General features: G+C 68.2%; 12 protein-coding genes. 6 read left to right on the top strand and 6 right to left on the bottom strand.

The window, feature by feature from the left end; translation table 11 throughout:
* The 5 genes from RMP09_RS13615 to RMP09_RS13595 all read left to right on the top strand — a co-directional run.
* The coding region (locus RMP09_RS13615) for an adenosylhomocysteinase (RefSeq protein ID WP_310566519.1) at window positions 1–705 on the top strand (705 nt) is incomplete at its 5' end.
* A 6-nt stretch (window positions 706–711) separates the two neighbouring features.
* Entirely contained in the window at window positions 712–1,473 is a 762-nt protein-coding gene (locus RMP09_RS13610) for a TlyA family RNA methyltransferase (protein ID WP_310566518.1), read from the top strand.
* Window positions 1,458–2,288, top strand: coding sequence for a methylenetetrahydrofolate reductase [NAD(P)H] (gene metF / locus RMP09_RS13605; RefSeq protein ID WP_310566517.1), 831 nt, complete (start codon window positions 1,458–1,460; stop codon window positions 2,286–2,288). The genes RMP09_RS13610 and metF overlap by 16 nt, the downstream gene beginning before the upstream one ends.
* A gap of 41 nt (window positions 2,289–2,329) precedes the next feature.
* The gene (locus RMP09_RS13600; RefSeq protein ID WP_310566516.1) at window positions 2,330–2,932 is read left to right on the top strand and encodes a septal ring lytic transglycosylase RlpA family protein; all 603 of its coding nucleotides are present in this window, start codon (window positions 2,330–2,332) and stop codon (window positions 2,930–2,932) included.
* Window positions 2,933–2,988: 56 nt separating this feature from the next.
* Window positions 2,989–4,266 carry an O-acetylhomoserine aminocarboxypropyltransferase/cysteine synthase family protein gene (locus tag RMP09_RS13595; RefSeq protein ID WP_310566515.1) on the top strand — a complete coding sequence of 426 codons (1,278 nt, stop codon included), beginning with the start codon at window positions 2,989–2,991 and terminating at the stop codon, window positions 4,264–4,266.
* A 145-nt stretch (window positions 4,267–4,411) separates the two neighbouring features.
* Here the strand turns inward: RMP09_RS13595 and paaE are convergent, their stop codons facing one another.
* From paaE to RMP09_RS13565, 6 genes are all read right to left on the bottom strand, one after another.
* A complete protein-coding gene (gene paaE / locus RMP09_RS13590; protein WP_310566514.1) occupies window positions 4,412–5,521 on the bottom strand; it encodes a 1,2-phenylacetyl-CoA epoxidase subunit PaaE in 1,110 nt (369 codons plus the stop codon).
* A gap of 7 nt (window positions 5,522–5,528) precedes the next feature.
* Window positions 5,529–6,053 carry a 1,2-phenylacetyl-CoA epoxidase subunit PaaD gene (paaD, locus tag RMP09_RS13585; protein WP_310566513.1) on the bottom strand — a complete coding sequence of 175 codons (525 nt, stop codon included), beginning with the start codon at window positions 6,051–6,053 and terminating at the stop codon, window positions 5,529–5,531.
* Between the two features lie 5 nt (window positions 6,054–6,058).
* The gene (gene paaC, locus RMP09_RS13580; protein ID WP_310566512.1) at window positions 6,059–6,901 is read right to left on the bottom strand and encodes a 1,2-phenylacetyl-CoA epoxidase subunit PaaC; all 843 of its coding nucleotides are present in this window, start codon (window positions 6,899–6,901) and stop codon (window positions 6,059–6,061) included.
* Window positions 6,901–7,203, bottom strand: coding sequence for a 1,2-phenylacetyl-CoA epoxidase subunit PaaB (gene paaB, locus RMP09_RS13575; protein ID WP_310566511.1), 303 nt, complete (start codon window positions 7,201–7,203; stop codon window positions 6,901–6,903). The genes paaC and paaB overlap by 1 nt, the downstream gene beginning before the upstream one ends.
* A complete protein-coding gene (paaA, locus tag RMP09_RS13570) occupies window positions 7,200–8,222 on the bottom strand; it encodes a 1,2-phenylacetyl-CoA epoxidase subunit PaaA (RefSeq protein ID WP_310566510.1) in 1,023 nt (340 codons plus the stop codon). The genes paaB and paaA overlap by 4 nt, the downstream gene beginning before the upstream one ends.
* Before the next feature lie 122 nt (window positions 8,223–8,344).
* Window positions 8,345–9,259 (bottom strand): 23S rRNA (adenine(2030)-N(6))-methyltransferase RlmJ, encoded by a 915-nt coding sequence (locus RMP09_RS13565; RefSeq protein ID WP_310566509.1) that lies wholly within the window; start codon window positions 9,257–9,259, stop codon window positions 8,345–8,347.
* Window positions 9,260–9,548: 289 nt separating this feature from the next.
* Here RMP09_RS13565 and RMP09_RS13560 point away from each other — a divergent pair.
* A partial coding sequence (locus RMP09_RS13560; protein ID WP_310566520.1) for an uL13 family ribosomal protein occupies window positions 9,549–9,722 on the top strand: 174 nt, incomplete at its 3' end.

Genomic DNA, 9,722 nt, shown 5'->3' with positions numbered 1-9,722 from the left:
CTGGTGGACGGCATCAAGCGCGCCACCGACGTGATGATCGCCGGCAAGGTCGCCTGCGTGGCCGGTTATGGCGATGTGGGCAAGGGCTCGGCCCAGGCCCTGCGCGCCCTGAGCGCCCAGGTCTGGGTGACCGAGATCGACCCGATCAACGCCCTGCAGGCCGCGATGGAAGGCTACAAGGTCGTGACCATGGAGTACGCCGCCGACAAGGCCGACATCTTCGTGACCACCACCGGCAACCGAGACGTGATCACGTTCGAGCACATGGCCGCCATGAAGGACCAGGCCATCGTCTGCAACATCGGCCACTTCGACAACGAGATCCAGGTCGCCAAGCTGGAGGAAAAGTGCCAGTGGGAAGAGATCAAGCCCCAGGTCGATCACGTGATCTTCCCGGACGGCAAGAAGATCATCCTGCTGGCCAAAGGCCGCCTGGTGAACCTGGGCTGCGGCACCGGCCACCCCAGCTTCGTGATGTCGTCGTCGTTTGCCAACCAGACCATCGCGCAGATCGAGCTGTTCTGCCACCCCGAAGGCTACGACGTGGGCAAGGTCTATGTGCTGCCCAAGCACCTGGACGAGAAGGTCGCGCGCCTGCACCTGAAGAAGGTCGGCGCCATGCTGAGCGAGCTGAGCGACGAGCAGGCGGCTTACATCGGCGTGCCGAAGAACGGCCCGTACAAGCCCGATACGTATCGGTATTGATCACCGATGCGCGCTGACCAGTTGCTCGTCGAGCGAGGCCTGGCCGCGTCGCGTTCGCAGGCCCAGCGGCTGATCGCTGCGGGTGTGCGCTGGCGCCTGCCCGGCGGCGACTGGAAGGCCGTCGCCAAGAACGGCGAGGAGTTGCGCGAGACGGTGGAGCTGGAGCTGCTGGACACGGCGGAATCGCGTTTCGTTTCGCGCGGCGGTCTCAAGCTCGACGGTGCACTCACCCACTGCGGCCTCGACGTGAGCGGCCTGCGCTGCCTCGACGTGGGGCAGAGCAGCGGCGGTTTCACCGACTGCCTGCTGCAGCGCGGCGCCGCGCAGGTGGTGGGCGTGGACGTGGGCCAGGGCCAGCTGCATCCGCAGCTGCGCAGCGATCCGCGCGTGGTCTGCATCGAGAAGTGCAACGCACGCGAGCTGACGGCGCAGCAACTGGTGGAAGCGGGTGGCGCAGCGGCGGCGGCGCCGTTCGACCTGATCGTCGGCGACCTGTCCTTCATCTCGCAGACCCTGGTCTGGCCGGCCATCGTGCCGCTGTTGAAGCCCGCCGGCCACCTGCTGATGCTGGTCAAGCCGCAATTCGAGTTGCAGCCCGAACACATCGGCAAGGGCGGGCTGGTGAAAGACGCGGCCAGTTACGCGCTGGTCAGGCAACGCATCGAGCAGGCCTGTGAAGACCTCGGCCTGACGCTGCGCGACTATGTTGAAAGCGCCATCACCGGTGGTGATGGCAACCGGGAGTTTTTTGTATGGGCCTGCCCCTGAGTTTTGAATTTTTCCCGCCCAAGACGCCCGAGGGCGTCGAGAAGCTGCGCGCGGTGCGCCAGGCGCTGTATGCGCTGCAGCCCGAGTTCTGCTCGGTGACCTACGGCGCCGGCGGCTCCACGCAAGACGGCACGTTGCAGACCGTGCAGGCCATCCTGGACGAGGGCCAGCAAGGCGCTTCGCACTTCACCTGCGTCGGCGCTTCGCGCGATTCGGTGCGCGAGAAGCTGGCGCTGTTCCGGTCCATGGGCCTGCGCCGCCTGGTGGCGCTGCGCGGTGATTTGCCCAGCGGCTACGGCAGCATGGGCGAGTTCCGCTACGCCGCCGATCTGGTGGCCTTCATCCGCGCCGAGACGGGCGACCACTTCCATCTGGAGGTGGCGGCCTACCCCGAGATGCACCCGCAGGCCCGGTCCCCCGAGGCCGACCTGCAGGCCTACGTGGCCAAGGTCAAGGCCGGTGCCAGCTCGGCGATCACGCAGTTCTTCTTCAACGCCGACGCCTACTTCCGCTTTGTGGACGACGCGCGCAAGCTGGGCGCCGACGTGCCCGTGGTGCCGGGCATCATGCCCATCATCAACTCCAGCGGCCTGCTGCGTTTTGCCGACAGCTGTGGCGCCGAGGTGCCGCGCTGGATCCGCCTGCGGCTGCAGGCCTTTGGCGACGACACCGAATCCATCAAGGCCTTCGGCCTGGACGTGACGACCGCCCTGTGTGACCAACTGCGCAGCGCCGGTGTGCCAGCGCTGCACTTCTACACCATGAACCAGAGCGTGGCGACGCTGGCCATCGTCAAACGGCTGGGCTTGGGCTAAGGTTCGGGTCCTGGCGCCCCAAGAGCGCAGGAGGAACCACCATGCCCCACTCGTCCCGTCGTCTGATCCGCAGTCGCCCGCGTCCCCGCACGGCGTCGGCCCTGCTCGCTTTTGCTCTGGCCGGGTGCGCAGTGCCCCACAAGGCACCGGCACCCGCCAAGGTGGCCACCGCCGGCCCGCTGGCGCCGGTGTCTGCGATGCCGCCGTCCCGGCCGGCGCCGGTCGCGGCGAGCGCCGCGCCCGCCGGGCCCGCTCCCCTGGGCGAGCCGGTGGTGCTGATCGCTCCGCTGGAGGGGGGTGATGCCATCACCGCCGCCGATGCCGAACCCACCGTGCCGGGGGCCCGGTCGGGCAAACCCCTCGCGCAGGGCATGGCGTCTTGGTACGGGCCGGGGTTCCATGGCCGCCGCACCGCCAACGGCGAGCGCTACGACATGCACGCGCTGACCGCCGCCCACAAGACCCTGCCCTTCGGCACCAAGGTGCGGGTGCGCAGCGTGCGCACCGGCAAAGAGGTGGTGGTGCGCATCAACGACCGCGGCCCCTACAAACACAGCCGCATCATCGACCTGAGCCTGGGTGCGATCACGGCGCTGGGCCTGCGCCACCGCGGCGTGACCGAGGTGGTCTTGCTGCGAGAATGATCTTCGCTGCGCGGTTTCCCAGGCGTGGCGACACCCCCCCTCAGGAGATCCGCAAGATGAAAATCGAAACCATTGCCGTGCACGGCGGCTACCAGCCCGACCCCACCACCAAGGCCGTGGCGGTGCCGATTTACCAGACCGTGGCCTACGCCTTCGACGACACGCAGCACGGTGCCGACCTGTTCGACCTCAAGGTCGCGGGCAACATCTACAGCCGCATCATGAACCCCACCAACGGCGTGCTCGAAGCGCGCCTGGCGGCGCTCGAAGGCGGCGTGGGCGCACTGGCCATGGCCTCGGGCATGGCGGCCATCACAGCGGCGATCCAGACCATCGCCGAGAGCGGCGACAACATCGTCTCGGCCTCCACGCTGTACGGCGGCACCTACAACCTGTTCGCCCACACCTTTCCGCAGCAGGGCATCACGGTGCGCTTCGCCGACCCGCGCGATCCGGCCGCGTTCGCCGCGCTGATCGACGAGCGCACCAAGGCGATCTACTGCGAGTCCATCGGCAACCCGCTGGGCAACGTGACCGACATCGGCGCGCTGGCCAAGGTGGCGCACGCCGCCGGTGTGCCGCTGATCGTGGACAACACCGTGACCAGCCCCTACCTGTGCCGTCCGTTCGAACACGGTGCCGACATCGTGGTGCACTCGCTCACCAAATACCTGGGCGGCCATGGCACCACCATCGGTGGCGCCATTGTGGACAGCGGCAAGTTCCCCTGGGCCGAACACAAGGCCCGCTTCAAGCGCCTGAACGAACCCGACGTGAGCTACCACGGCGTGGTCTACACCGAGGCCCTGGGCGCCGCCGCCTACATCGGCCGCGCGCGCGTGGTGCCGCTGCGCAACATGGGCGCGGCGTTGTCGCCCATGAACGCGTTCCAGATCCTGCAGGGCATCGAGACCCTGGCGCTGCGCATGGACCGCATCTGCGAGAACGCGGTCAAGATCGCCACGCACCTGCAGAACCACCCCAAGGTGGCCTGGGTCAACTACGCCGGCCTGCCCGGTCACAAGGACCACGCGCTGGTGCAGCAATACATGGGCGGCCGCGCCTCCGGCATCATCAGCTTCGGCCTCAAGTCCGGTGACGCTATCGCCGCCGGCACGCGCTTCCAGGACGCGCTGCAGCTCTTCACCCGCCTGGTCAACATCGGCGACGCCAAGTCGCTGGCCTGCCACCCGGCCACCACCACGCACCGCCAGCTCAATGCCGACGAGATGAAGAAGGCCGGCGTGAGCCCCGACATGGTCCGCCTGTCGATCGGCATCGAGCACATCGACGATCTGATGGCCGATCTGGAGCAGGCCCTGGAAAAAGTGTGACCCCCCTGCGCCGCTGCGCGGCTTCCCCCCTGGAAGGGGGGACGGCGCCTGTGGCCGGGCGAAGCCCGTTCCACGGCGCCCGCTGGATGGGGCACGCGCTCCGGCCGGCGCGCTGGAAGTGCGCCGGTCGCGCTGGCCGCCTTGTTCAGCGTTCGTCGTAGCTGACCACCAGCGTGTCGGTGGTCGGCCGTGCCTGGCAGCTGAGCACGAAGCCCTTGTCGGTCTCCCAGGGTTCGAGGGTGAAGTTCTTGTCCATCTGCACCGCGCCCTCCATCACTTTGGCGCGGCAGGTGCAGCAGACGCCGCCGCGGCACGACCAGGGCAGGTCCAGCCCGGCGTTGAGCGCCACGTCCAGCACCTTCTCGTCCTTGCCCATGCGCAGCTGGTGCGGCTTGCCGTCGAGCACCACGGTCAGCGCCACCTCGCCATCGGTGCGCACGGCCGGGTGGCCGAGCACGGCGGCCTGGCGCTGACCAGGGGGCAGGGCGTCGAGCTTGGGGGAGGTGAAGCGTTCGGTGTGGATGCGGTCGGGCCGCACGCCGGCGCCGAGCAGGGCCTGCTCGGTCGCTTCGATCATGGCTTCGGGGCCGCAGACGAACACCTCGTCCATGCTGCCCACCGGCAGCAGTGCGGCGATGACCTCGCGCACCTTGTCGCCGTCGATGCGGCCTTCGAGCAGCGGCACCTCCTGCGCCTGGCGCGAGAGCACGTGGATCAGCGTGAGGCGGCCGGGGTAGCGGTCCTTGAGGTCCTGCAGCGCCTCGTTGAACATCACACTGGCCATTCGGCGGTTGCCGTAAACCAGGGTGAACTGGGCGTCGGGCGATTCCTCCAGCGTGCTGGCCATGATGGACAGGATGGGCGTGATGCCCGAACCCGCCGCAAAGCCCACGCGGTGGAGGGCGCGCGGCTTGTGCACGGTGAAGCGGCCGTCGGGCGGCATGACGCGCAGGGTGTCGCCGGCCTTGAGATCTTTGGCCGCCCAGTTGGAGAACACACCGCCTTCCACGGGCCGGATGCCCAGCGTCACCTCACCGTGTTGCACCAGCCGGCTGCGCGGGCTGCTGATGGAGTAGCTGCGCCGCAGGTCCTGCCCGCCGATGTCGGCGCGCAGGGTGAGGAACTGGCCGGGCTCGAAGGCGAAGGCCTCGCGCAGCGGCTCGGGAATGCGCAGCGAGACGGCGACGGCGCCGGCCGCCTCGGGGTCGACGCGCGAGACGGTGAGGTCGTGGAAGCGGGGGGCGGCAGTGCTCATGGCGGCGTCAGTACGGTTTGAAGTAATCGAAGGGTTCCTGGCAGTCCAGGCACTTGTAGAGCGCCTTGCAAGCGGTTGAACCAAACGGGGATGTGGCCGTGGTGTTGTGCGAGCCGCATTGCGGGCAGGGCACGTCCACTGGCTTCGCGGCGTGGCGGCTGAATCGCAGCACCCCGGCGGGCGCTGCCGGCTGGCTGCCGCACTGCGGCGGCGCGATGCCGTAGGCGCGCAGCTTCTCGCGCGCAGCCTCGTTCATCCAGTCGGTGGTCCAGGCCGGGGAGAGCTGGGTGACCACGCGCCCGGGCAGGCCGGCGGCGCGCAGCGCGGCCACGATGTCGTCCTCGATCTGGCCCATGGCGGGGCAGCCGCTGTAGGTGGGCGTGATGACCACCTCGGGCACGCCATCCGCGCCTTCGCGCACCGCGCGCAGGATGCCCAGCTCGCCCAGGCTGATGACCGGAATCTCCGGGTCGGCCAGGTGGGCCACCGCCTGCGCGACGGCCTGCAGCGACGGTGCGGTGGTCGTGTCCACGGGGGTCACCAGACCGCGGTCGGGTGGGCGCGCGCCAGGCTCTGCATCTCGGCCAGCAGGAAGCCCAGGTGCTCGGAATGCAGGCCCACATGGCCCTGCGCCACATAGCCCTGGTGCGGCTGGTCGTGGCGGGTCAGCGTGGCCTCGGCCAGGGTTTCGTTGACCAGGGCGTCCCATTGCCCGCGCAGGGCGGTGATGTCGACGCCGGTGCCGTCCTGCGCCGCGGCGCGCTCGGCCGGGCCGGGTAGCCAGAAAGCCTCGCAGTAGGGCAGCAGGTGGTCGACGGCGGCCTGGGCGCGGCGGTGCGATGCCTCGGTGCCGTCGCCCATGCGCACCAGCCAGTCGCTGGCGTGCTGCAGGTGGTAGCGCACTTCCTTGAGCGACTTGGCGGCGATGCCGGCCAGCTGGGTGTCTTTCGAGGCCTGCAGCGCGTCCCACACCAGCACCATCAGCGCGCTGACCAGGAAGTTGCGCGCGATTGTGGTGGCGTAGTCGCGCTCGCCCACCGCGTAACCCACCAGCGGGCCGTGGTGCGGCAACTCCATCAGCGTGTGGTTGCGGAACTCGGCCGTGTCGCGGAAATAGGCCAGGGTGTCTTCGGTGATGCGGCCGTCCTGCCGCGCGCCCTGCAGGTGCGCGAAGCGCTGCGCCAAGGTGCCGTCGTTGTTGATGAGGGCGGCGGCGTGCTGGTAGAGCAGGCGGGCCTGCCCGATCAGGTCCAGGCTGTTGTTGGCCAGGGCCAGGTCTTCTTCGAGGATGGGGCCGTGGCCGCACCACTCGGCGTTGCGTTGTCCCAGCACCAGGGCGTTGTCGGCCAGATGAAGGATGTAGTCGACATTCGCCTGCATCACATATGCCCCACTTTGTCCGGGATCTCGTAGAAGGTCGGGTGGCGGTAGACCTTGTCGGCCGCGGGGTCGAAGAAGCTGTCTTTGCTGTCGGGCTCGCTGGCGGTGATCGCGGTCGAGGGCACGACCCAGATGCTCACGCCTTCCTGCCGGCGCGTGTAGACGTCGCGTGCCATCTGCAGCGCGTGGCGGGCGTCGCTGGCGTGCAGGCTGCCGCAGTGCTTGTGTTCCAGGCCCTGCTTGCTGCGGACGAAGACCTCCCACAGGGGCCATTCCTTCAAGGCGGGTGCTGTCGTGCTCATGCGGCCTCCTTCTGTTGGCGTTGCTGTTGTTTGGCGGCGTGGGCGAGGGCGGCTTCGCGCACCCAGGCGCCCTGTTCGTGGGCCTGCACGCGGGTCGCCAGGCGCTCCTGGTTCATCGGGCCGTGGCCGTTGACCGTGCCCCAGAACTCGTCCCAGTCGATGGCGCCGTGGTCCCAGTGACCGCGTGCCTCGTTCCATTTCAGGTCGGGGTCGGGCAGGGTGACGCCCAGCACTTCGGCCTGCGGCACGGTGGCGTCGATGAACTTTTGGCGCAGGTCGTCGTTGCTGATGCGCTTGATGCCCCAGCGCATGCCCTGCACGCTGTTGGGGCTGTCGGCGTCGGGCGGGCCGAACATGGCCAGGCACTTCCACCAATAGCGGTTCACCGCGTCCTGCACCATGGCCTTCTGTTCGGCCGTGCCCTGCATCATCACCAGCAGGGCCTCGTAGCCCTGGCGCTGGTGGAAGCTCTCTTCCTTGCAGACGCGGATCATGGCCCGCGCATACGGGCCGTACGAACAGCGGCACAGCGGGATCTGGTTCATGATCGCCGCGCCGTCCACCAGCCAGCCGATCACGCCGACGTCGGCCCAGTTGAGCGTCGGGTAGTTGAAGATGGAGCTGTACTTGGCCTTGCCGCTGTGCAGGGCGTCCAGCATCTGGTCGCGGCTGGTGCCCAGGGTCTCGGCGGCGCTGTAGAGGTAGAGCCCGTGGCCGCCTTCGTCCTGCACCTTGGCGATCAGGATGGCCTTGCGCTTGAGGCTGGGCGCGCGGCTGATCCAGTTGCCCTCGGGCAGCATGCCGACGATCTCGCTGTGCGCGTGCTGGCTGATCTGCCGCACCAGGGTCTTTCGATAGGCCTCGGGCATCCAGTCGCGCGGCTCGACCTTGCCGTCGGCGTCGATCACGGTGTCGAAATGCGCCTGCAGCGCGGCGTCTTCGGTCCGGATCGGCGTCGCGGCGGGCTTGGGGCTGCCCTTGGCATCCCCATCGGCGACGGAAAAGGATTGGGTGTACATGCGCGTCTCCTGCACCCGCTCGGGCGGGGTGGATGCGCAGTATAGAAAATTAACCGACCGATCGGTTGGTTAATTCGGCGGGCGAGGGTCGGGATTTACCCGCGCCCGTCTTTTCGCGTCGGTCAGGCCCCGCCGGATTCCAGGGTCTGGGCCTGGCCGCGCCCCCGCCCCAGGTGGGTGACCAGCACGGGCAGCGCCTGCGCGAGCTGGGCCTTGAGGGTGTGCGGCGGGTTGACCACGAACATGCCGCTGGCCGTCAGGCCCTGGCGCTCGTTCGGCCCCAGGTCCTTTTGCCCGATGTTCAGGGTGGCGTGCAGCCAGGGCCGCTGGGTCTGGTTGCACAGGGTCTTGAGGCGGCGCGGCAGGTCGTGTGCCTCAGCGCGCGGGATGATGGGGTACCAGACCAGGTAGCTGCCGGTGGGAAAGCGCTTGATGCACTCCTGTATGCAGGCGCTCACTTTGGCGTAATCGCTCTTGACCTCGTAACTCGGGTCGATCAGCACCAGGGCGCGCTTGGAGCCGGTGGCCGAGGGCGGCGGCGGCAGCAGGGGCTTGAGGCCTTCAAAACCGTCCTGCAGCGCCACGGCGATCTGGCGGCCGGCGTCGAGCTGGGCGATGTTGGCGGTCAGCGTGCGGCTGTCGGTCGGGTGCAGCTCGAACAGCTTGAGCCGGTCGCGCGACTCGGTGCGCATCAGCGTCTGCATGACAAACGGCGAGCCCGGGTACACGCGCAGGCTGCCACTGGGGTTGAAGCCGGCGATCAGGTCCAGGTAGTCGTCCAGCGCGGGGCTGGACGCGGCCGGTGCGCCGGTGGCGGGGCGCAGAGCAGCCATGAGCTTGACGATGCCGTCCGCCGCCTCGCCGCCCTTTTCGGCGTAGTCGCCATCGAGCCGGTACAGGCCGGCGCCGGCGTGGGTGTCCACCAGGGTGATCGACGGCTCCTTGAGCATCAAATGCCGCAGGGTGGCGATCAGGGTGGTGTGCTTGAGCACATCGGCGTGGTTGCCGGCGTGGAAGGCGTGTCGGTAACTGAACATCCCGGGATGGTATCGCCAGAATGGTCGGCCCCCACGTTCCGCTGCTGCGCGGGTCACGGCCCCTCACGGGCGCGAGAATGCGGTCCGGGGCGGCCCGGCGCGGGATGCTCTTGTGCCACACCAACACGACAACTTGCCAGGTGGTGGTCAAATTTCGTACAATGGAGGGCTTCGCAGCGATTTTGTGGCTCCGCGTCGAAGTGCACACCCCCACCTAAGAGTGTTCCGTCAGAGAACAACCGACCGTGGAAAAGAGCCCGCCAAACCCACTCTTTATTAGAGAAAACTCATGACCAAAACGTTCAGCGCCAAACCCGCTGACGTGAAGCACGAGTGGTTTGTGATTGACGCAACCGACAAGGTTCTCGGACGGGTCGCCAGTGAAGTGGCCCTCCGTCTGCGCGGCAAGCACAAGGCCATTTACACGCCTCACGTCGATACCGGTGACTTCATCGTCATCATC

Source organism: Hydrogenophaga sp. (assembly GCF_031426985.1).
Classification (GTDB): Bacteria; Pseudomonadota; Gammaproteobacteria; order Burkholderiales; family Burkholderiaceae_C; genus Hydrogenophaga.
Note: the sequence above shows the minus strand (reverse complement) of the source record. Positions and strands in the feature narration are given on the sequence as shown.

Coding starts and splice junctions, on each gene's coding strand:
- RMP09_RS13610 (WP_310566518.1), top strand. CDS start 712: ATGCGCGCTGACCAGTTGCTCGTCGAGCGAGGCCTGGCCGCGTCGCGT.
- metF (WP_310566517.1), top strand. CDS start 1,458: ATGGGCCTGCCCCTGAGTTTTGAATTTTTCCCGCCCAAGACGCCCGAG.
- RMP09_RS13600 (WP_310566516.1), top strand. CDS start 2,330: ATGCCCCACTCGTCCCGTCGTCTGATCCGCAGTCGCCCGCGTCCCCGC.
- RMP09_RS13595 (WP_310566515.1), top strand. CDS start 2,989: ATGAAAATCGAAACCATTGCCGTGCACGGCGGCTACCAGCCCGACCCC.
- paaE (WP_310566514.1), bottom strand. CDS start 5,521: ATGAGCACTGCCGCCCCCCGCTTCCACGACCTCACCGTCTCGCGCGTC.
- paaC (WP_310566512.1), bottom strand. CDS start 6,901: ATGCAGGCGAATGTCGACTACATCCTTCATCTGGCCGACAACGCCCTG.
- paaB (WP_310566511.1), bottom strand. CDS start 7,203: ATGAGCACGACAGCACCCGCCTTGAAGGAATGGCCCCTGTGGGAGGTC.
- paaA (WP_310566510.1), bottom strand. CDS start 8,222: ATGTACACCCAATCCTTTTCCGTCGCCGATGGGGATGCCAAGGGCAGC.
- RMP09_RS13565 (WP_310566509.1), bottom strand. CDS start 9,259: ATGTTCAGTTACCGACACGCCTTCCACGCCGGCAACCACGCCGATGTG.